Raw genomic sequence first — 21,377 nt, 5'->3', positions numbered from 1 at the left:
GGCCGAGCCGCTATATTCCGCCGCCTCGCCTGGATGCGCCGCCCTCGCGGCACGCTCCCTTCCCCGAGCCTTCTTGGAGACGACCGGCGAGACCCGGCCCCGCCCCTGCGGCGATGGCTGGAAACAGGGGCGACGGGATTGCGGGCCTTCAACCAGCCCGCCTCAAGATCGTAACCCCGATATTCCGCGTGTGCCTTGGCGCATGCGGCTGAAGGGATGGCAGAGTGTTTGAAGGCGCACAGATCGCCTTCGGCGGCCATCTCCGAGTAAAGTTCTGCTTGCGCTTGGCGCATGCGGCTGGAGAGGTGGCCGAGTGGTTGAAGGCGCACGCCTGGAACGCGTGTATACGGGAAACCGTATCGAGGGTTCGAATCCCTCTCTCTCCGCCAGTTTCCCCTAACGCATTGAAATCCCTGTTTGATACGCAAGATCAAGAGCTTACGAAGTCGCTTGCTACACACGCCTGCTACACAAGGCGGCGAGAACCGCGAGAAGGTGTCGGCGACGGTCAGCACGCCGATCTTGCGGCCGGTGGCGAGCTGGTCGTGGACGAAGTCCATCGCCCAGACATCGTTCGGCCGCGCCGCCGGAGTTCGGTCTTCTCTCAGCTTCGCCTTTACCCGGCGTTTCGGCGTCTTGTTGCGCAACTGGAGGCCCAACTCATTGTAGGTCCGGCGGGTTCGCTTCTGATTGACATGTCATTCCTCCCGTCTGAGCAGGACCTGGACCCGTCGATAGCCGTAGCGCACGGCGGGTCTCGCAGATCGCCTTGATCCGTGCTGCGAGGCCGGCCTGGTCGGGTCGATGAGGCTTGTAGTGATAGGTCGAGGTGTCCACCTCAAGGATCGCGTAGGCCCGCCGGATCGACACCTGCCACTCGCTGCGCACCGCATCGACGAGCTCGCGCTTGCGACCAGGCCTTACATTTTTCGGCGGATGACGTCCTGCAGCATCTCCCGGTCGAGGGACAGATCCGCCACCAGCTTCCGCAGCTTGGCGTTCTCGTCCTCAAGCTGCTTCAGCCGCCGCATCTCCAGCGGCGCCATCCCCTCGTACTTCTTCTTCCAGTTGAAATAGGTCGCCTGGCTGATGCCCGCCCGGCGGCAGATGTCCGCCACCGGCATCCCATCGGCGCCCTGCTTGAGAATGAACGCCTTCTGGGCCTCCGAAAACTTCGATGCCTTCGTCGTCTTCCGCTCCTCCCGGCCAAGGGATGACAGTGCGGAAAACTCAACTCCGAACGATCCAGTGTTCGGGGATCAGATCAAGCATGGCCGATCTCCATGTCACCGAACGCGAACTGCTCACCGACTATCCGGACGCCGAGATGGGCCAGCTGCCGATGCACCATGTGGTGCCGCGGCTCGACCAGACGCCCGGTTCCATCAGGCTGGCGGCTCCCCGGCTGGGACAGCACAATCGCGAATTGCTTGATGAGATCGGGATGTCCCCCGGAGAGTATCAGGACCTGAAAAAAGCGGGTGTCATATGCGGCGGGGAGGCGTGACCGCTGTCGCTTGATATTGCCGGGGTTTCTGCCTCTGCACGCACCTTTCCGACAGCGTCGAGGCTGTCTGGACCGCCCTCGCCGGCGGCGGCTGTGGGCACCGGCGCGACACGCGGACGGAGGGGCTGGCCTCTGCGTGCGCGAACCTCTAGCCTTGGAGGCAATAACAAGGTGAAAACGCGTTGGAAACGCCCGAACTGCCCGCTCTGCGGTCGTATCATTCCTGGATCGCCAACGAGACGCTGGAGGACTATTCGCTGCGCTACACGGCGCGGTCCTTCCGTCGCTGGTCGCCCTTCGTCATCGCCAACACCGCGCTTGGCGGCATCTCCTTTCTGGCGCTGGAGACCATCGGCGGCTCGATCACGCTGAACTACGGCTTCACGAACGCGAGCCTCGCCATCCTCGTGGTGTCGGTGTTCATCTTCGTCACCAGCCTGCCCATCGCCTATTACTCCAGCAAATACGGCATCGACCTCGATCTGCTCACCCGCGGGGCGGGGTTCGGCTATATCGGCTCGACCATCACCTCGCTGATCTATGCGAGCTTCACCTTCATCTTCTTCGCCCTGGAAGGCGCCATCATGGCGCAGGCGCTGAAGCTCTATTTCGATCTGCCGCTCGTGCTCGGCTACATCATGTCGTCTCTCGTCATCATCCCCGTCACGCTCATGGGCATCACCATGATCTCGCGGCTGCAGATGGCGACGCAGCCGCTCTGGCTGGCGATGATGGTGCTGCCCTTCGTGATGATCTGGCTGAAGGCGCCGGACGAGGTCGCGGCGTGGACCCGCTTCGTCGGCCGCGACACCGGATCGTCCGGGTTCGATGCGCTGGCCTTCGGCGCGGCGGTGAGCGTCATGTGCTCGCTGGTGGTGCAGATCGGCGAGCAGGCGGACTATCTGCGCTTCCTGCCCGAGAAGAAGGCCTCGAACCGGCTCGCCTGGTGGGGCGCGGTGGTGATGGCGGGGCCGGGCTGGATCGTCATCGGCGGGCTGAAGATCCTCGCCGGCGGTCTGCTCGCGGTGCTCGTCCTCGGCGCCGGCCTGCCGCACCAGACGGCGCTTGAGCCCATCTACATGTACCTCGTGGCCTACCAGCACGTCTTCGACAATCCGGCGCTGGCCCTGTTCTGCGCCACTTTGTTCGTGCTGGTGTCGCAGGTGAAGATCAACGTGACCAACGCCTATGCCGGCTCGCTGGCGTGGTCGAACTTCTTTTCCCGCGTGACCCACTACCATCCCGGGCGGGTGGTGTGGCTGGTGTTCAACATCCTCATCTCGCTCTTGCTGATGCTGCTCGGCATCTTCGAGACGCTGGATGTGGTACTGGCGGTATATTCCAACATCGCCATGGCGTGGGTGGGCGCCATCATCGCGGATCTCCTGGTGCTGAAGCCGCTCAAGGTCAGCCCCGGCTTCATCGAGTTCAAACGCGCCCACCTGCACGATTTCAACCCGGTGGGCTGCGGCGGCATGGCGGCGGGCTCGCTGATCTCCCTCCTCGCCTTCACCGGGGTCTTCGGTCCGGCCGTCGAGGCCTATGCGGCGCCGCTCTCCTTCCTCATCGCCTTCCTAACCGCCATCGCGATCGGCTTCGCCACGCGCGGGCGCTATTATCTCGCCCGCCCGCCCGTCGATGCCTCGCTGGCGCAGGGCACCGGGCCCGTCCTGCGCTGCGAGATTTGCGATCACGGCTACGAGCGGGACGACATGGCCTATTGCAGCTTCTACGAGCGTCCCATCTGCTCGCTCTGCTGCAGCCTCGACGCGCATTGCCACGACGCCTGCAAGAAGTCGCATCAGGACCTCGAAAGCTCCCGTTCGCGCTATTTCGGCGAGGGGTTCCGACGGCGCATCGCGCCGCACATGCCCCAGCGCCTCCTCAAGGTCGGTGGCGTCCTCGTCGCCCTCACGGTGGTCACCGCGGCGCTGTTCCTGCTCACCTACCGGCTGATCGACCCGGGAGCGGAGACACCGCATCTGGACAATGGCGGGCTGCTGCTGCGCGTGTTCCTCGCCATGCTCCCGCTGCTCGCCATCAGCGCGTGGTGGATCGTGCTGTCCAACGAGAGCCGGGAACTCGCCGAGCGCAACCTCGTCGGCTCGCTGGAGAAGCTGAACGAGACGCGGGAGGAACTGACGCGCAGCGAGCGCCTTGCCGCCATCGGCCAGTTGACGGCGACGGTGAGCCACGAACTGCGCAACCCGCTGGGAACGCTCGCCACCTCCGTTGCGGTGCTGCAGCGGACCAGTACCCTGTCCGGCGATCGCGAGCGGGGCGAGCTGGACCGCATCCAGCGCAACGTGCGGCGCTGCGTGCGCATCATCGAGGACCTGCTGGAATTCTCCCGCCGGCCCGATGTCAGCATGGTTCCGCTGGCGCTCGATGCCTGGATCGCCGAGCAGGCGTCGGACCTGCGCGCTTTGTCCGGCGTCGAGCTGGCGCTGGACCTCGACTGCGACCGCATCATCGAGGCGGACGGCGAGCGGCTCCGGCAGGTGCTCGTCAATCTGGTGCAGAACGCCATGCAGGCCGTGCTGGAACGTCCCGCCGGGGCACCACCGGGACGCGTCGCCATCGCCACCGCGGCGGAGGGCGAGCGGGTGCGCATCACCGTCACCGACAATGGCGTGGGCATGGATGACGAGGTGCGCCGGCGCCTGTTCGAGCCGCTGTTCAGCACCAAGCCGTTCGGTCTTGGTCTCGGGCTGGCGCTGGTCAAGCGCATCACCGAGCGCCACGGCGGCAGCGTCTCCATCAGCTCCGAGCCGGGCAGGGGCACGCGCGTCGACATCACGCTGCCGGCTGCCGGGGAGCATGCCGATGCCGCGTAGGGAGGAACGACGCGTCCTGATCGTGGACGACGACCAGGACTTCGCCGGCAGCCTCGCCGCCCTGCTGGAGATGGAAGGCTATGTCATCGCCGTCGCCCATGACGGCGCGGGCGCGAAGGCGCTGGTGGAAGCCATGGCGGCGGAGGCGCCGGGCGTCGCGCTGGTGGATATCCGCCTCGGGCGGGAGGACGGGGTCGCCCTCGCCACGGAACTCGGCCGCATCCGGCCGGACCTGCTGGTGGTGATGGTGACGGCCTATGCCTCGGTGCCCACCGCGATCCGGGCATTGCAGGCCGGCGCCTATGACTATGTCTGCAAGCCGTTCGATCCCGACGACCTTCTCGCCACCCTCGGCCGCTGCTTCGATCGCCACGCGCTGGCCCACGAGCGGGCGCAGGCGGAGGAGCTGCTGCGCCGCAGCCGGCGGCTGGAGGCCATCGGGCGGCTCTCGGCGGGCATCGCCCACGACTTCAACAACCTCCTCGCCGTGGTCGGCGGCAATCTCAAGTTGCTTCAGGAGGAGGTGCTGCGTGATCCGTCGGGTGATCGCGGGGTGATGCGCGAGCTGGTGGCGGATGCGCTCGGCGCTGTCGAGGAAGGCATCGCCGCCAGCCGCCAGTTGCTCGCCGTCGGCCGGGCGCAGCCGCTGCTGCCGCGCCTCGTGGATCTCGACCATGTGCTCGACCAGGTGATCCACCAGGCGAACGCCGCGCTGGGCGCCGGCATCGCGCTGGATCGGCAGGTCGCGCGTGAGCCGTGCCACGCCATCGTCGACGCGCGCCAGCTGGAAGCGAGCCTGCTCAATCTCATGCTCAACGCCCGCGATGCGCTCGACGGGCAGGGCGCCATCCGCCTCGGCGCCGAGCCGCGCGAACTCGCTCCCGGCGCACCTGTGCTTCTGGATGACATGCTGCCCGGCGCCTATGTGGCGCTGGTGGTGGAGGACGCCGGATGCGGCATGGCGCCGGACGTGGTGGAGCGGGCGTTCCATCCCTTCTTCTCCACCAAGCCGGCGGAGAGCGGCAGTGGCCTGGGCCTTGCGACGGTCTACGGCTTCGCGCGGCAGTCGGGCGGCAACCTCGTCATCGAGAGCGAGCCGGGCGCAGGCACCCGCGTCACGCTGCTGCTGCCGGCGGCCACGCGCGGCGCTTGAGAAGCGTCAGTGGGGCGCCGGCGGGGTGAAGACATAGCCTTCGCCACGCACGGTCTTGATGATCTCCCCGCCGCCGCCATCCTCCAGCTTGCGGCGGAGCTTGCCGACCAGCACGTCGATGCTGCGGTCGAACGGCGCCCATTGCCGGTTCGCCACGAGGTCCAGCATCTGGTCGCGGGTGAGCACGCGGCCGGGCCGCTCGGCGAGGGCGGCAAGCAGGCGGAATTCGTGGCTGGTCAGCGCCACGCGGGCGCCGTCCTGCCGGGTCAGCTCGCGGCGGTCGAGGTCCAGCCGGAAGACGCCGAACATCAGGTGATGGCCGGCCGGCGGCGCGGCAGGGGCAGGGGAGGGGGCCGGGGCGCGGATGGCGCCGTTGGCGCGCCGCAGCAGCGCCCGCACCCGCGCGAGCAGCTCGCGCGGCTCGAACGGCTTGGTCACGTAATCGTCCGCCCCGAGTTCCAGGCAGACGATCTTGTCTACCGTCTCGCACTTGGCCGAGAGCACGAGCAGCGGCATGTCCCAGCCGGCGCGCACCGCACGGGCGAGGGAGAGCCCATCTTCCCCGCGCGGGAAGGTGAGGTCGAGGATGATGAGGTCGAAGCGCGTCGCCGCCAGCGCATCGCGCATGGCGCTGCCGTCCAGCGCGAAATCCGCGCAGAAGCCTTCCCGCGCCAGGAATTTGGTGACGAAGCCGCACATCCGGCGGTCGTCGTCCACCATCAGGATTCTCGGACTGCGCGCAGCCTCGTTCATCATCCCGCCGTGCACCCTCGCGCTGAGCCTCCGCTTCGCCCCCGGATAATAGCGCGCCCGGCGCGCGGTGGGCGGGCAAGCCGCCGCCGCTTACAAAAATTTACATGGGGCGCTGGGCAAATGCCGAAGGCCGATTACATGGGCTTCCTAGCTTCCGGGCAGGGTGCGGGCGTGGCGGCTTCAAGGCTGCCCGCAGAGCGGCGCGAAGGCCGCGGCACCCTCCAAGGAGGAAGTCCATGGCAAAGACCGTCTTCAAGATCGACCTCAACAAGGCGCCCGAGCAGCAGACCATCAAGACCCACAATCGCTGGCATCCGGACCTGCCCATGGTCGAGATGTTCAAGCCGGGCGACGAGTTCCGGGTCGAGTGCTACGACTGGACCGGCGGGCAGATCGGCAACAATGACAGCGCCAACGACGTGCGCGACGTTGACCTCACCAAGGTGCACTATCTGAGCGGTCCGTTCGGCGTGGAAGGCGCCGAGCCGGGCGACCTGATGGTGGTGGATATTCTCGACATCGGCCCCATCGAAGGTTCCGAATGGGGCTTCAACGGCCTCTTCGACAAGAAGAACGGCGGCGGCTTCCTCACCGAGCATTATCCCGAGGCGGTGAAGTCCTGCTGGGACTTCCACGGCATCTATACCACCTCCCGCCACGTGCCGCGGGTGCGCTATCCCGGCCTCATCCACCCCGGCCTGATCGGCTGCCTGCCCGACCACAAGCTGATGGCCGAGGCGAACCGCCGCGAGGCCGCCCTCGTCGCCACCGATCCGCAGCGCGTGCCGCCGCTTGCGGCGCTGCCCTATGCGGACACTGCCCTGATGGGACAGATGACCGGCGCGCTGCGCGACAAGGCGGCGGCGGAAGGCTGGCGCACCGTGCCGCCCCGCGAGCACGGCGGGAATTGCGACATCAAGAACCTGTCGCGCGGCTCGCGCTGCTACTTCCCGGTCTATGTGAAGGGCGGCGGCCTCTCCATGGGCGACATTCACTTCTCGCAGGGCGACGGCGAGATCACCTTCTGCGGCGCCATCGAGATGGCCGGATGGATCGACATCGGTGTCGGCCTCATCAAGGGCGGCATGGCGAAATACGGGGTCATCAACCCCATCTTCAAGCCGAGCCCCATCGATCCGCACTTCGACGACTACCTCATCTTCGAGGGCATCTCGGTGGATGAGCACACCGGCGAGCAATACTATCTCGACGCCCACGTCGCCTATCGGCGGGCCTGCCTCAATGCCATCGAATACCTGAAGAAGTTCGGTTATTCGGGCGAGCAGGCCTATACCATCCTCGGCACTGCTCCGGTGGAGGGCCGCATCGCCGGCATCGTGGACATCCCGAACGTGTGCGCGACGGTGGCCATCCCCACGAAGATCTTCGAATTCGACATCAACCCGAACTCCACCGGTCCCACCCGGCAGGTCTCGGGCGTCGACGTCGCCCGCGCGAGCTGAAGTCCAGGCACTTTCGGAGCAACCCCTGGCGCCCCGGCCGCGCGACCGGCCGGGGCTGAGGAGATCCATCATGCTGCTTGGACTTGGCCTGCTCTATGTGGGCGCGGTTCTGGTGCTCAACGGCCTCTGGCTGCTGGGCAAGATCGAGGACCGCGAGATCATCGTCGTGAACGTGGTGTCGGGCTTCGTCACGCTCGCCATCTCCGCGTACTGGGCCTTCAACCCGGCGGCGGATGCGGCCTCCATCAAGGGGGCGGCGCTGACGCTGCTGTTCACCGCCACCTATTTCTGGGTGGCCTACAACCGCGTGACCAAGGTGGACGGACGCGGGCTCGGCTGGTTCAGCCTGTTCGTGGCCATCACCGTGGCACCGGTGGCGATCCAGTCGCTGCGGGGGGCGGATACGTCCATCGGGCTCTGGATGGGGTGGAACTGGGTGGGCTGGGGCCTGCTCTGGTTCTGCTACTTCCTGCTGCTGACGATGAAGCAGCCGATCCTGAAGTTCACCGGCGCCTTCACCGTGCTCATCGGCATTCTCACCGGCTGGGTGCCCGGCCTCTCGCTGCTGCAGGGCTGGCTCAACCCCTGACGTTCCATCCGGGCGGCCCGTGGGCCGCCCGTTTCCCCCGGGAGACAGATGATGCCCCTCTACACCTATTCCTGCGAGGCCTGCGGGCCCTTCGACGACTGGGGCTCCATGAGCGCGGCCGAACAGCCCGCCTGCTGCCCCAATTGCAGCGGCGAGGCGCCGCGCGAGATGGCGATGCCTCGCCTCGGCACCATGGACGGCAAGCTGCGCCGGGCCATCGACCGCTCGGAGAAGACCTCCGCCGAGCCCAAGGTGGTCAAGCGCGAGCACCTCGCCGGCTGCGGCTGCTCCTTGTGCGCCACCCGCAAGAAGCAGCCCACCCCCATCGAGCGGCGCTGGTCGCTCGGCCACTGAGACGCCATGCCCCGTCGGCTCGGTCGGCGGGGCATTTCGCCCGCCTTGCAAAGACGCCCGTGCCTGGAGGATGGTGGACAAGGGAGATCTGGCGGGGGGCTCCGGCGGGATGGCGCGGGTGACATTGGCGGATGTGGCGCGGGCGGCCGGCGTCGATATGTCGACGGCCTCGCGCGTGCTCAGGGGCGAGGCCAGCCAGCGGGTGCGCGAGGAGACGCGCGTCCGCATCCTGAAGATCGCCGAGGATATGCAATACCTCGCCAATCCGCTGGCGCGCGGGCTTCGGACCCAGCGCACGGACACGCTCGGCATCGTGGTGCCCCAGCTCGACAACCCGGTCTTCGCCTCGGCCATCCGCGGGGCGGAGCTGGAGGCGGCCGAGCGCGGCTATTCGCTGCTCATCTCCCATCGCGAGCCGGGGGAGACGGCCACCACCATCGCCAAGATTTCCCGCACCAACCGGGTGGACGGCCTGCTCGTCGCGAGCCTCGACGACGACGAGGTCCTGCGTACGGACCTCGCCGCCGCGCGGGTGCCCTTCGTGCTCATGAACCGCATCCTGCCCGGCGCGCCCCTCTCGGTGGTGCTGGACAGCCGCGCCGCCGCGCGCAAGGGCGTGGAACACCTCACCGCCCTCGGCCATCGGCGCATCGCCCATCTCGCCGGCCGCGAGGGCGGCTTCAATGCCCGCGAGCGCCTGCAGGGCTATCGCGACGGGCTGGAGGCGGCCGGCATCGCCTTCGATGAAGCGCTCGTGGGCGTGGCGGGCTACACTGCCGAAGGCGGCACACAGGCCATGCGGGCGCTGCTGCCGCAACATCCCACCGCGGTGCTGGCCGCCACCCTCGTCTCGGCTGCCGGTGCTATGGCGACGTTGCACGAGGCGGGCCTGCGCATTCCCGAGGACATCTCGGTCATCGGCCTGCACGACGCGCCGGTCGCGGGCATGCTCTATCCTGCCCTCACCAGCGTCGCCATGCCCACCGAGGAGATGGGCCGCGTCGCCGCCGGCCTCCTCATCCGCGCCCTCGGCGGGGAAGACCCGGCCCCGGTGGCGCCGCTGCCGCCCGGCGCCCTCGTGGTGCGCGGGTCCACCGGCCCCGCACCCCTCTGAACATCCCCGCTTGACGCCTCCGGCTTTCTCTGACAGCTTTGAACAAACGATTGTTCAAGATCGAAACGACGCCGGGAGGACGCCAGCATGGGAGCCCGCAAGGGATCGCATCGCCGTGCCTCTCGCCCAAAGAGGTGCCTATGACCGGTCCAGCTGCCGTCCAAACCAACATCGCCGAAGCTGAAGGTTCCCACGCGCCGGGCGCCGATGCGGGGCTGGTGGAGGCCCTTGCCGCGCTGGTCGGTCGCGACAACGTGCTCACCGGCGACGAAGACCGGCGCGCCTATGCCCATGACCGCCTGCCCTTCGCCAATTTCCGCGCCCGCTCCGGCCGGCTCGCCGGCGTCATGCCGCGCCTCGCGGTGCGTCCCGGCTCGACGGACGAGGTGGCCGCCATCGTGCGCCATGCCCGGCAGCACGCCATCCAGCTCATCCCGTTCGGCAACGGCTCCGGCGTTCTGGGCGGGGCCATCCCGCTCGCCCATGAGGTGATGGTGGACCTGCGCCGGCTGGACAAGATCGTCTCGGTCGATCCGCAGAACGCCATGGTCACCGTCGAGGCCGGCATGAACGGCGCCGAGTTCGAGGCGGCGCTGAATGCCGAGGGCTTCACCTGCGGCCACCTTCCGCAATCCATCGAGATTTCCACGGTGGGCGGCTGGGTCGCCTGCCGGGGCGGCGGACAGGCCTCCAGCCGCTATGGCAAGATCGAGGACATCGTGCTCGGCCTCAAGGCGGTGCTGCCGGACGGCCGCCTGCTGGAGGTGCGCCCGCTCGCCCGCCGCTCGGTGGGCCCCTCCATCCGCGACCTGATGGTGGGCGGCGAGGGCGCGTTCGGCATCATCACCGAGGTCACGCTGCGCATCTGGAAGAAGCCCGAGGTGGAGCGCGGCGTGGTGCTGGCCTTCCCCTCGCTGGAAGCGGCGTGGGAGACTGCCCGCCTCATCATGCAGGCGGAGCTGCGCCCGACCATCGCCCGTCTCTACGACGCGGCGGAAAGCGCGGAGCGCACGCAGGGGCTGGAGGCATTCGCCACGCGCCCCATCCTGGGCGTGTTCGCCTTTTCCGGCACCGAGCCCATGGTGAGCGCGGAACAGGAGATGAGCCTCGCCATCGCCAAGTCGCAGGGCGCGGTGGTCGCGCCGGACGGGCCGTACCATCACTGGAAGGAAAACCGCTACGTCGCCTATTCGCAGAAGTGGCAGGCGGCGGGCTATTACAACGACACCATCGAGGTGACCGGCAACTGGTCGGCCATTCCCGGTATGTATGCCGCCATGGAAGCGGCGGTGCGGGCCATCTATCCGAACATCCATTTCGGCGCGCACTGGTCGCACATCTATCCCGAGGGCGCCTGCCAATACATGACCATCCGCCTGCCGCCCATGCCGGAAGCCGAGGCGCTGCCGCTCCATGCGCGGCTGTGGGAGGCCATCCAGTCGCTGACGCTGGACCACGGCGGCTCCATCGCCCACCATCATGGCGTCGGCGTGTTCCGCAACCCGTGGCTGGCACGGGAGCTGGGCGTCGGCCTCGACGTCCTGCAGGCCATCAAGGACACGCTGGATCCGGGCAACCTCATGAATCCCGGCAAGCTGGGCCTGCGCCCGGCTGCCGGAGCGGTGGACGTGCGCCGTGGCGGCTGATCTCCTCATCGGTATCGATCTCGGCGCGGGGGCGCTGAAGACCAGCGTGATCCGCATCGACGGCACGCTGGCGGGCGAGGCGTCCGCGCCCATCGCCACCTCCGCGCCCTATCCCGGCTGGAGCGAGCAGGACCCGCATGACTGGTGGCGCGCGGTGTGCGAGACCGTGCCCCGCGCCCTCGCGGCAGCCGGTGCGCGGCCCCAGGATGTGCTCGGCATCTCCTTCTCCGCCGGCGCCCATACCCAGGTGCTGGAGGATGCGGACGGCGTGGTGATCCGCCCTGCCATCCTGTGGAACGACCAGCGCTCCGGCCCCGAGACGGCAGACCTGCGCCGGCAATGGGATGCACGCATCCTGGAGATCGGCGCCAACCGCGCCAATCCCACCTGGACCCTGCCGCAGATGCTGTGGCTGCGCCGGCACGAGCCGCAAGCCTTCGCCCGCGTGCGCCGCCTCTACGTCGCCAAGGACTGGCTGCGCTCCCGCCTCACCGGCACCTGGGAGACGGACACCATCGATGCGGTCGGCACCCTGATGGCCGATGCCTCCACCGGAGGCTGGTCTCCCGAACTGTGCGCGATGATCGGCTGGCCGCTGGAGACGTTGCCGCCCATCGTGGCGCCGAAGACGGTGGTGGGGCAGGTGACGGCGGAAGCCGCGCGGCAGACCGGCCTCGCCGAGGGCACGCCCGTGGTGTGCGGCACGTCCGACACGGCGGCTGAAACCTATGGCGCGGGCATGACCGGCGAGGGCCTCGGCGTGGTGAAGCTCGCCACTGCCGCGACGGTGAGCGTGCTCTCCCGCCATCCCCGGCCGGATTTCACGGTCATCAACTATCCCCACATCATGCCGGACCACTGGTATGTGATCGCGGCCACCAATTCCTGCGCCTCGGCCCACAAATGGCTGCGCGACACCTTCTTCAAGCGCGCGGGCGAGGACGGCGGCGAGGTTTTTAGCGAGATGGACCGCTTGGCCGCCGCCGTGCGGCCGGGGGCAGAGGGGCTGTTCTTCCATCCCTATCTCAACGGCGAGCGCAGTCCGCACTGGGACCCGCTGCTGCGCGCGGACTTCGTCGGCATCGGCTTCAACCACGGGCCGGGACATTTCGCGCGGGCGCTCTATGAGGGCATCGCCTATTCGCTGAAGGACTGCCTCATGGCGCTACGCGCCAAGGGGCTCGATTTCTCCACCGCCCGCCTCACCGGCGGCGGGGCGAAGAGCGCCCTGTGGCGGCAGATCGTGGCCGACGTGCTGGATGTGAAGGTGGAGCTGCCGGCGGTGGCGGAAGCTTCCTTCGGCGCGGCCTTGCTGGCCGGTGTCGGCGTCGGCGCCTATCGCGACGAGGCGGATGCGGCGCGCCGCGTCGCCATCGTCTCCACCGCCACGCCCGATCCCGAGCGCGCGGCGCTCTATGCACGTGGCCACGGGCTCTATTGCGACATCCAGGCGGCACTCGCCCCGATCAACCATCGCATCCACGCCTTCGTACAGGACGAGCGCGCCCTCGCTGCCGCGCACCGGGAGCAGGTCACCCATGGCTGAAGTCAGGCTCAACAAGGTCCGCAAGGCCTACGGCGCGCAGGTGGCCGTGCATGGCGTGGACCTGCACATCCGCGACGGCGAGTTCGTGGTGTTCCTCGGTCCGTCCGGCTGCGGCAAGTCCACCACGCTGCGGATGATCGCCGGGCTGGAGGAGATCACCACCGGCACCATCGAGATCGGCGGGCGCGACGTGACCCGCCTCGAGCCCAAGGACCGGAACATCGCCATGGTGTTCCAGAACTATGCGCTCTACCCGCACAAGACCATCTACGAGAACCTCGCCTTCGGCCTGAGGATGCGCCGGATGGACAAAGCGGAGATCGACCGCCGGGTGAAGTCCGCCTCCGCCATGCTGGGGCTCGATCCCTATCTGGAGCGCAAGCCCAAGCAGCTTTCCGGCGGGCAGATGCAGCGCGTGGCGCTGGGCCGCGCGCTGGTCCGCGACCCCGACGTATTCCTGCTCGACGAGCCGCTCTCAAACCTCGACGCCAAGCTGCGGGTGCGCATGCGCGAGGAGATCGCCCGGCTGCATCAGGAGGTGGGGACCTCCATGGTCTACGTCACCCACGACCAGGTGGAGGCGATGACGCTCGCCAACCGCATCCTCATCATGCGCGACGGGCATGTGCAGCAGGTGGGCGCGCCGCTGGAGGTGTATGACCGGCCGGCCAATTTGTTCGTGGCCGGCTTCATCGGCTCGCCCGAGATGAACCTGATCGAGGGGCATCTGGAGCGCGGCGCGCTCAAGGCCGGCGGCCTCTCCATCGAGCTGCCGCCGGGCATCGCCGCTGCGGAGGGGACGCCGCTGGTTCTCGGCGTCCGCCCTGAACACATCGGCGTCGGCGAGGCGCCGGGCGCGCACGCTTTCCATGTGGCGGTGATCGAGCAGCTCGGCGCGCAGACGCTGTGCATCGGCGAGGTCGCGGGCGTCCGCCTGCGCGTGCTCATGGACCGCACCGACGCGGTACGCAACGGCACGACCCTTCCCATCCAGTTCCGGCCCGGCCGGCTGCATGTCTTCTCCAAGGAAACCGGAGCGCGGATCAACCGCGCCGACGCGGACGTGGGGCGGCGGCCCGCCGCCTGAATTTGCCGAGTGAAAACAAGAACGCAGAACAAGACGATCGGGAGAACGCCATGGACGAGATCAAGAAGGACGGGCTATCACGCCGGACCCTTTTGAAGGGCGCAGGAGCCTTGAGTGCCGGCATCGCCGCGGGTGGGCTCGCGGCCCCCGCCGTGGTGCGCGCGCAGGGCACCAAGACCATCCGCTTCCTCAATGCCGAGACCTCCATCGACAGCATCCGCGCGCTGAAGGTGGCGGCAGCCGAATACGAGAAGCAGTTCGGCACCAAGGTGGTGGTGGATTCCGTTCCGCTGGACGGCATCTTCACCAAGGTGACGACCTCGCTGCGCGGCGGCACGCCCTACGACATCGCCACCTTCGCCTTCGTCGGCCATGTGCTGATCCTCGCCGCCGAGGGGCAGCTGATGCCGCTCAACGAGCTGACGGACAAGTACAAGTGGGGTCCGAACATCCTGTTCCCGGTGGACGGCAAGGTCTATTGGTATCCTTACGACTACAACCTCGCCTGGATCTATTATCGCAAGGATCTCTACGAGAAGAACAAGCTGGAGGTTCCGAAGACCTGGGATGGCTTCCTGAAGAACAGCCAGGCGCTGAACGGCGACGGCACAGCCGGCTCCCTGTTCCCCATCGGCTCGAACGGCGCCACCAACTGGCTCTCCCCCGGCTTCATGTGGGCCGAGGGCGTGCAGCTGTTCGACGACAAGTGGAACATCATCTTCGACAATGCGGACATGGCGCCGCGCGCGAGCCGCTATCTCGACTTCTTCGGCGATCTCTACAAGACCATGCCGTCCGGCACGAGCCAGGCGAGCTTCGGCGAGGTGCTGTCGAACTTCACCTCGGGCAAGGTGGCGCACACGGCCTATGCGGGCCGGATCATCGAGACCATCGAGCGCAACAACCCGGCGCTGGCCGACAAGTACGGCATCATGCCCTACATGGATTCCGCCGGTAAGCATCAGGCGGTGAACCACGGTTATGACGGCTGGGTGGTGCTGAAGACGCCCCAGTCCGACGAGGCCATGAAGTTCATGAAGTGGTTCACGGAGAACCAGTACATCAACTTCCTGCACACCGCCCCGCTGCACTTCCAGCCGCCGCGCCTCGATGTCTATGACGATGCGCGCTGGCGGGCCCATCCGCTCATCGAGAAGCACAATGCGGCGGTGGAGATGATGAAGTCGTTCCTCACCGACAAGAACATGATCCTCACCTCCATCGACACGCAGGGCCCCTCGCCGAGCCTGAAGCCGGGCAAGATCTTCGAGGCCTTCGTGTTCCCGGAGATGCTTCAGAACAAGGTGCTGAAGGGCATGTCCTCCGCCGAGTGCGTGAAGGCCGCCGCCGACCGCATGCGGCAGGTCATCGCCTCTTGATTGCGTCCTGAGGGCTTCCCCGAAGACGCAAGGCCGGCAGGCTTTGCCCTGATCGTGGCCTGCCGGCCATTCCTTTCACACAGCTCCGGTCCCGGGCCGGGCGTTCCCGTGTTGACCCCTTAGGGTCACAAGCCGCTCCAGCGAGGCGCCGCAGGTGAGCTCCAAAGCGACGATCTATTCTTTCCTCTTCCTGGGCCTCGCCGTGACCGCACTGCTCATCGTGGCGCCGGTGGTCTATGCGGTGTCGCTGAGCTTCTACCAGATGGATTCCTTCGTCGGCGCGCCCAAATGGGCGGGGCTCGACAATTACACGCGCATGCTTTCGCAGTGGGTGTTCTGGCGCGCGCTCATCAACGGGTTCATCTATTCGTTCGGCACCATCATCTTCCAAGTGGTGCTGGGCATCGGCTTCGCTCTGGTGCTCAACCAGGTCTTCCCCGGCCGCAACATCGTGCGCGGCCTCTCCATCCTGCCCTATCTGCTGCCGACTGTGGTGGTGGTGCTGACCTTCAAGTGGATGGTGGACGGCTCCATCGGCGTGCTCACCACCATGATGTCCGCGCTCGGCCTGCCCCAGGTGCAATGGTTCGAGAGCCCGGGCGCCGCCATGGCCTCGGTGATCCTGGTGAGCGTGTGGATGTGGACGCCCTTCGTCACCACCACCTTCCTCGCCGCGCTGCAGACGGTGCCGTCCTCCCTCTACGAGGCGGCGAAGGTGGACGGCACGAACGCCGTGCAGCGCTTCTTCCACATCACGCTGCCCATGCTGAAGCCGATCCTCACGGTGATCGTGCTGCTGCGCGCGGTGTGGATGTTCAACAAGTTCGACGTCATCTGGCTGCTCACCCAGGGCGGCCCGGTGGGCGCCACGGAACATCTCGCCATCCTGTCCTACAAGCAGGCCTTCGGTCAGTTCGACATCGGCGGCGGCGCGGCGGTGGCGACCATCTCCTTCGCCATCCTGTCGCTGGTGGTGTTCATCTATTTCCGCTTGTTCCCGCTTGACACGGAGTGATGCCGGAATGACTCGCTCCTCCCCCCGCTCGCTCGCCGGACGAGTGGCGCTCTATGCCGCCGCCGCCCTCATCGCTGTTTATTCGGCCTTCCCCATCTACTGGATGGTGGTGTCCTCCACCCGCGCACCACAGGCGCTCATCAATTCCACGTCTCTGCTGCCGGGTCCGTTCACCTGGGAATACTATACCAACCTTCTGGAACTGACGGATTATCCCTCCCAGTTCCTGAACTCGCTCATCGTCGCGGCCGTGACGGTGGTGGTGACCATGGTGTTCTCGATCATGATCGCCTATGCGGTCACGCGCCACCGCATCCGGGGCAAGGGGATCATCGTGGGGGCGATGCTCTACGCCTACATGTTCCCGCCGCTGCTCATCGCCATCCCCATGTTCTCCATCTTCGCCAAGCTCGGGCTCGGCGACACGCTCACCAGCGTCATCGTCTCCCACCTCACCCTCACGTTGCCGCTCGGCGTGTGGTTCCTGTGGGGCTTCTTCAAGAGCATGCCGTTCGAGCTGGAGGAGGCGGCCATGGTGGATGGCTGCACGCGGCTCGGCGCCTTCCTGCGGGTCGTGCTGCCGCTGTCGCTGCCGGGGCTGATTACGGTGGCCATCTTCTCCTTCCTCCTGTCTTGGACGGACTACACCTACGCCCTCATCATGATCGGCTCCGACGCCAACAAGACCGTGCCGGTGGGGCTCGCCTCCATGGTCGGCTCGTTCGATCTGCGCTGGGGCGAGATCATGGCCGGCTCCACCCTCATCGCCTTGCCGCTGTTCGGCGCCTTCGCACTCTTGAGCCAGTATTTCATCCAGGGGCTCGGGGCGGGTGCGGTGAAGGGCTGAGCGACAATCGGAGACCGACATGGATCTGGGACTTCAGGGCAAGGTCGCCCTTGTCACCGGCGCGGCGCGCGGCATCGGCCGGGCGGAGGCGCTTGGGCTCGCCGCCGAGGGTGCGCGCATCGTGATCAACGACATCGATGCGGACGCCGCCGCCCGCTGCGCCGAGGAACTGCGGCAGGCCGGGCACGAGGCGGCGGCAGCGCCGGGCGATGTGGCCGACGAGGCGGGTGCGGCCGGCGTGGTGGCAGCGGCGGCGGTCGCCTTCGGGCGGCTCGACATTCTCGTGAACAATGCCGGAGCCGGCGGGCGCCATCTCGGGCGGCGTGTGGTGGAGATGGAGATCGACGATTTCGACATCATCGTCTCCACCCACCTGCGCAGCACCTTCCTGTGCAGCAAGCACGCCATTCCGCTGATGCGCGCGAACGGTTTCGGCCGTATCGTCAACACCTCGTCCATGAATGTCACCGGCGGCGGGCGGCCGGGCGTCGCCAACTATTCGGCGGCCAAGGCCGGCGTGCTCGGCTTCACCCGCACGGTGGCGAAGGAAGTGGGTGCGGATGGCATCACGGTGAACGCCATCGCGCCCGGCTATGTGGCCACCGATTTCATCGCCACCTTCTCGCCGGAGAAGCGGGCGGTGATCACCGGACAGAATCCCGTCGGCCGCTTCTGCCAGCCGGAGGAGGTGGGCGCGCTCGTCGCCTTCCTGTGCTCCACGCAGGCGGCCTTCATCAACGGCGCCTTGATCTGCATGGATGGCGGCAAGCGCGATTTCCACTGGGGTGACGCATGAGCGTGCGCGCGTTCGGGTCTCCGGCCCGCTACATCCAGGGCCCGGATGCCCTGAGCGAACTGGGCGCGCTGGCGCGCCTGCACGGCCGGCGGCCCTTCGTGGTAGCCGATGCCATCGTCATGGATCTGCTCGGCGCGCGCCTGAAGGCCGAGCTGGCGGAGGCCGAGACGGTAACCTTCGCCACCTTCGGCGGGGAATGCACGGCAGCGGAGATCGACAAACTCGCCGCGGCGGCGCGGACGGCGGGCGCGGATGTGGTGATCGGCGTCGGCGGCGGCAAGGCTATCGACACCGCCAAGGGCGTTCGGATCGCACTGCGCACGCCTCTCGTCATCGTGCCCACCATCGCGTCCAACGACAGCCCGACCTCGCGCCTCGTGGTGGTCTACACCGCCCAGCACGTACTGAGCGAAGTGCGGCTGATGGATGCCAATCCCGATGCGGTGCTGGTGGATACGTCCGTCATCGTCCAGGCGCCGGCGCGCTTCTTCGTGGCGGGCATCGGCGATGCGCTGTCCAAGAAGTTCGAGGTGGAGCAGTGCGCTGGCGCCGGGGGGCTGAATTTCTTCAAGGGCCGCCCCACCAGCCTCGCCGTCACCATCGCCGATGCCTGCTACCGTGCCATCCGCGCGGACGGCGAGGCGGCGGTGGCTGCCGTCGCCCGCAAGGCGGCTGATGATGCGGTGGAGCGTGTGGTGGAGGCGACCATCCTCCTCTCCGGTCTCGCCTTCGAAAGCGGTGGCCTGTCCATCGCCCATTCGCTGACCCGTGGCTTCTCCACGGTGCCGGAGGTGGCGCGGGCGCTGCATGGCGAGCAGGTGGCCCTCGGGCTTCTGGTGCAACTGCTGGCGGAAGGCCGGGACACTGATTTCATGGCCGACATGCTGGCCTTCTACGCCCTCCTCAACCTGCCGCGCGCGCTGGAGGATTTCGGCGTCGAGACCGAGGCGGTGGTGGACGGCATCGTCTCCGTGTCCTGGGACACCGCGCCCTATATTCGCAACTTCGTGCAGCCGCTTTCCAAGGAGCGGCTGGCGGATGCGTTCCGCACGCTCGCGGGCTTGAGGCGCGCGGAATGAACTGATGGGATAGCATCGCCGTTAGGGTGGGGGCAGCACCACCGACGGAGGCATGATGAGCGACGCCAGCCACGAGGTTCAGCGCGAGGACGGCCCGAACGGGGGCCGCTATGTCATCCGCCTCGGCGGCGGCGCGGAAGCGGAACTGAGCTACCAGCGCCGCGGCGATGGCCCGCTCATCGTCACCCATACAGGCGTTCCGCCGGCCTTCGAGGGGCAGGGCATCGCCGCGCGTCTCGTGGACGCGCTCATCGCCGACGCGCGCGCTCAAGGGTTCAAGATCACCCCGCTCTGCTCCTACGTGGCCGCGCAGTTCCGTCGCCATCCCGAGTGGCGGGATTTGCTGGCGTAGGCGGCTCGGCCGGAGGCTGCCGGCGATCGTGTGATCGCCGGAGCCTTTGCCAGACGGGCGTGACTCAGGCCGCGCCGAGGAGCGTCTTGTCGACGGAGGCGCCGAGCGTGTACTTCGGGTCTACCATGTTGCCGACGCGCAGATGCCCGGCCTGCGTCAGCAGCATGTAGGCCTCCAGCTCGTCATAGCCGTAATCGGCGGCCATCCAGCGCACCAGCTCGCGATAGGCGATGCGGGCCGCGTCCTCCATGGGGCGGCCTGAGCCGATGGTCATGATGCGGTCGTGGGTCTCCAGTCGCGGCCAGCGGAAGTTCCACCCCTTGATGAGGTCGATCTGCACCGTGGTCACGGTGGGGTGTTCGATGGCGAAGCCGCACAGCTCCCCGTCGCCCTGCGTCGCGTGGCAGTCGCCGAGATAGAGCAGGGCGCCGGGCGCATGCACCGGCAGGTAGATGACGGCGCCAGGAGCCACGTCTGGCAGGTCCATGTTGCCGCCGTAATAGTCCGGGACGAGGGAGGAGATGGCCTCGATCTCCGGCGCGGTGCCGATGGTGCCGATGAAGGGCTGGTAGGGCAGGCTGATTCGCTCGTTCCAGCGCACGCCGGTCGCGGGATCCACGTGCAGCTTCTTCACGATCTCCGGCAGAGGCGCGTTGAGGACCGCGGTGTCGCCCGTGCCGACGAGGCCGCCGAACTCCGGCATGATGCAGGTGGTGCCGATAGGCTGCGGCCCGCGCGGCACGATGTCGTGGATGTAGACGGCGAGGCAGTCGCCCTTCTCCGCCCCGTTGACGAAGATCGGCCCGTTCTGCGGGTTGAGGAAGGGAAAGTTGAGGATTTCCGAGGGCTTGTCGCTCTCGTTTTTGATCTGCCCTTCCATAGCGTCGTGGGTCTCGGCGCTCACCACCGCGCCCGGATCCACGCGCAGCACGGGCGTGGCATAGGGGCCGTAGACGTAGTGATACTTGCCCTGGCTCGCCTCGGTGATCTCGTGGCGTTCGCCGGCGCGCCCTTTGGCTTCGCCGCGGGCGGCCATGATGGAGCCTTCGAGCCAGGCCGGATCGGGAGGGGAATAGGGGGGCGGCGTCAGAGGCCGTGATGCGTGCTGCCGGGACATGGGCCTTCTCCTTGCGGGCGGGCTGGCGTCGCTGGCAGCTGCCACGTGCGCGGAGCCGGGCGGCTCCGTCGTGATGTGGGTCGGTAAGGTCAGCGCCGGGCCGCGGTGCGCGGCTCGGCTTCAGGCGAGGACGCGGTCAGCTTCGACCGGCCGGAGATGTAGTCCTCGCAATAATCCTCGAGGCTCTGGCGCCGACGCATGCTGTCGCGGCGGAGCATGACATAGGCCTCGTCGTCATCGACGTGATGCTCTTCCATCAGCAGCAGGATGGTCTTGATGACCGCCTTGCGGCGGCGGCGGCGATCCTGCTGGGCGTTGAGCTCGCTCGCCATCTCCTTGCGCAGGAGATACTGGTTCACGCCGAGGAACAGCGTGGTGTAGACGGCGCCGGCATAGACCGGCTTTCGCAGGAAGGCCGTGGCCCCCTGGTTCATCAGTGCCTTCAGCCGGCCCGGCGCCTCGATGCCGACCAGCCCGATGACCGGGACCGGCGGCGTGCGTGCCGCGCCGAGGTCGCAGGGCAGCACGCTGTCGAGGTCGCCGTCGATGAAGAGCAGGTCCGCGCGCTCCTCCACCAATGCGAGATCGAGATGGCGCCCAGCCTCCGGGACGTCCGCGCGGGCCACCACGAGTCCGAGCTTTCCGAGCACGCTCTCCAGCGTATCGATGCCGCCCTCGCCGGAGGCGACGATGAGCGCGCGGGCGCCGCGGAAGTTCTGGAGCAGGTTGCGCGACATGGCTGG

Annotated in this window: 19 protein-coding genes, 1 tRNA gene and 1 pseudogene; 17 read left to right on the top strand and 4 right to left on the bottom strand. The window is 67.6% G+C overall.

Annotated elements, in window-relative coordinates; translation table 11 throughout:
- Nucleotides 1-299: 299 nt before the first annotated feature.
- Nucleotides 300-389, top strand: a tRNA-Ser gene (locus tag D7006_RS20440).
- 87 nt (nucleotides 390-476) lie between these two features.
- Here the strand turns inward: D7006_RS20440 and D7006_RS20435 are convergent.
- A pseudogene (locus tag D7006_RS20435) lies at nucleotides 477-1,220 on the bottom strand (transposase); the annotation flags it as partial.
- 50 nt (nucleotides 1,221-1,270) lie between these two features.
- Here D7006_RS20435 and D7006_RS20430 point away from each other — a divergent pair.
- The 3 genes from D7006_RS20430 (at nucleotide 1,271) to D7006_RS20420 (ending at nucleotide 5,497) form a co-directional block, all read left to right on the top strand.
- The gene (locus tag D7006_RS20430) at nucleotides 1,271-1,507 is read left to right on the top strand and encodes a CoA transferase (RefSeq protein ID WP_237354362.1); all 237 of its coding nucleotides are present in this window, start codon (nucleotides 1,271-1,273) and stop codon (nucleotides 1,505-1,507) included.
- A gap of 182 nt (nucleotides 1,508-1,689) precedes the next feature.
- Nucleotides 1,690-4,344, top strand: a complete 2,655-nt coding sequence (locus tag D7006_RS20425; protein ID WP_237354361.1) for an ATP-binding protein — start codon at nucleotides 1,690-1,692, stop codon at nucleotides 4,342-4,344.
- A complete protein-coding gene (locus D7006_RS20420) occupies nucleotides 4,334-5,497 on the top strand; it encodes a response regulator (RefSeq protein WP_237354360.1) in 1,164 nt (387 codons plus the stop codon). The genes D7006_RS20425 and D7006_RS20420 overlap by 11 nt, the downstream gene beginning before the upstream one ends.
- Before the next feature lie 6 nt (nucleotides 5,498-5,503).
- On the opposite strand, the gene D7006_RS20415 is transcribed toward D7006_RS20420, so the two are convergent.
- Entirely contained in the window at nucleotides 5,504-6,217 is a 714-nt protein-coding gene (locus D7006_RS20415) for a winged helix-turn-helix domain-containing protein (RefSeq protein ID WP_237354359.1), read from the bottom strand.
- Between the two features lie 269 nt (nucleotides 6,218-6,486).
- On the opposite strand from D7006_RS20415, the gene fmdA reads away from it, so the two are divergent.
- The 13 genes from fmdA to D7006_RS20350 all read left to right on the top strand — a co-directional run bounded on the left by fmdA (nucleotide 6,487) and on the right by D7006_RS20350 (nucleotide 19,517).
- Entirely contained in the window at nucleotides 6,487-7,713 is a 1,227-nt protein-coding gene (gene fmdA, locus D7006_RS20410) for a formamidase (protein ID WP_237354358.1), read from the top strand.
- Between the two features lie 70 nt (nucleotides 7,714-7,783).
- Nucleotides 7,784-8,302, top strand: coding sequence for an AmiS/UreI family transporter (locus D7006_RS20405; protein WP_237354357.1), 519 nt, complete (start codon nucleotides 7,784-7,786; stop codon nucleotides 8,300-8,302).
- A gap of 48 nt (nucleotides 8,303-8,350) precedes the next feature.
- Nucleotides 8,351-8,656 (top strand): FmdB family zinc ribbon protein, encoded by a 306-nt coding sequence (locus D7006_RS20400; RefSeq protein ID WP_229643319.1) that lies wholly within the window; start codon nucleotides 8,351-8,353, stop codon nucleotides 8,654-8,656.
- Between the two features lie 70 nt (nucleotides 8,657-8,726).
- A complete protein-coding gene (locus tag D7006_RS20395) occupies nucleotides 8,727-9,770 on the top strand; it encodes a LacI family DNA-binding transcriptional regulator (protein ID WP_237354356.1) in 1,044 nt (347 codons plus the stop codon).
- Nucleotides 9,771-9,910: 140 nt separating this feature from the next.
- Nucleotides 9,911-11,416, top strand: a complete 1,506-nt coding sequence (locus tag D7006_RS20390; protein WP_237354355.1) for an FAD-binding oxidoreductase — start codon at nucleotides 9,911-9,913, stop codon at nucleotides 11,414-11,416.
- Nucleotides 11,406-12,962, top strand: a complete 1,557-nt coding sequence (xylB, locus tag D7006_RS20385) for a xylulokinase (RefSeq protein ID WP_237354354.1) — start codon at nucleotides 11,406-11,408, stop codon at nucleotides 12,960-12,962. The genes D7006_RS20390 and xylB overlap by 11 nt, the downstream gene beginning before the upstream one ends.
- Nucleotides 12,955-14,049 (top strand): ABC transporter ATP-binding protein, encoded by a 1,095-nt coding sequence (locus tag D7006_RS20380; protein WP_237354353.1) that lies wholly within the window; start codon nucleotides 12,955-12,957, stop codon nucleotides 14,047-14,049. Before xylB ends, D7006_RS20380 begins: the two co-directional genes overlap by 8 nt.
- A gap of 50 nt (nucleotides 14,050-14,099) precedes the next feature.
- Nucleotides 14,100-15,428, top strand: a complete 1,329-nt coding sequence (locus D7006_RS20375; protein ID WP_169123691.1) for an ABC transporter substrate-binding protein — start codon at nucleotides 14,100-14,102, stop codon at nucleotides 15,426-15,428.
- Between the two features lie 154 nt (nucleotides 15,429-15,582).
- Nucleotides 15,583-16,443, top strand: a complete 861-nt coding sequence (locus tag D7006_RS20370) for a carbohydrate ABC transporter permease (RefSeq protein WP_169123692.1) — start codon at nucleotides 15,583-15,585, stop codon at nucleotides 16,441-16,443.
- A 7-nt stretch (nucleotides 16,444-16,450) separates the two neighbouring features.
- Complete coding sequence (locus D7006_RS20365) at nucleotides 16,451-17,290, top strand: carbohydrate ABC transporter permease (RefSeq protein WP_229643324.1); 840 nt, start codon at nucleotides 16,451-16,453, stop codon at nucleotides 17,288-17,290.
- Between the two features lie 19 nt (nucleotides 17,291-17,309).
- Complete coding sequence (locus D7006_RS20360) at nucleotides 17,310-18,086, top strand: SDR family NAD(P)-dependent oxidoreductase (protein WP_237354352.1); 777 nt, start codon at nucleotides 17,310-17,312, stop codon at nucleotides 18,084-18,086.
- Complete coding sequence (locus D7006_RS20355; protein ID WP_237354351.1) at nucleotides 18,083-19,165, top strand: glycerol dehydrogenase; 1,083 nt, start codon at nucleotides 18,083-18,085, stop codon at nucleotides 19,163-19,165. Before D7006_RS20360 ends, D7006_RS20355 begins: the two co-directional genes overlap by 4 nt.
- Nucleotides 19,166-19,220: 55 nt before the next feature.
- A complete protein-coding gene (locus D7006_RS20350) occupies nucleotides 19,221-19,517 on the top strand; it encodes a GNAT family N-acetyltransferase (RefSeq protein ID WP_237354350.1) in 297 nt (98 codons plus the stop codon).
- 64 nt (nucleotides 19,518-19,581) lie between these two features.
- Here the strand turns inward: D7006_RS20350 and D7006_RS20345 are convergent, their stop codons facing one another.
- Both D7006_RS20345 and D7006_RS20340 read right to left on the bottom strand, forming a co-directional pair.
- The gene (locus tag D7006_RS20345; protein WP_237356963.1) at nucleotides 19,582-20,553 is read right to left on the bottom strand and encodes an acetamidase/formamidase family protein; all 972 of its coding nucleotides are present in this window, start codon (nucleotides 20,551-20,553) and stop codon (nucleotides 19,582-19,584) included.
- Nucleotides 20,554-20,723: 170 nt separating this feature from the next.
- Nucleotides 20,724-21,371, bottom strand: coding sequence for an ANTAR domain-containing response regulator (locus D7006_RS20340; RefSeq protein ID WP_229643328.1), 648 nt, complete (start codon nucleotides 21,369-21,371; stop codon nucleotides 20,724-20,726).
- Between the last annotated feature and the right edge of the window lie 6 nt (nucleotides 21,372-21,377).

This window comes from Xanthobacter sp. YC-JY1 (assembly GCF_021730305.1).
GTDB classification, from domain to species: domain Bacteria; phylum Pseudomonadota; class Alphaproteobacteria; order Rhizobiales; family Xanthobacteraceae; genus Xanthobacter; species Xanthobacter flavus.
Note: the sequence above shows the minus strand (reverse complement) of the source record. Positions and strands in the feature narration are given on the sequence as shown.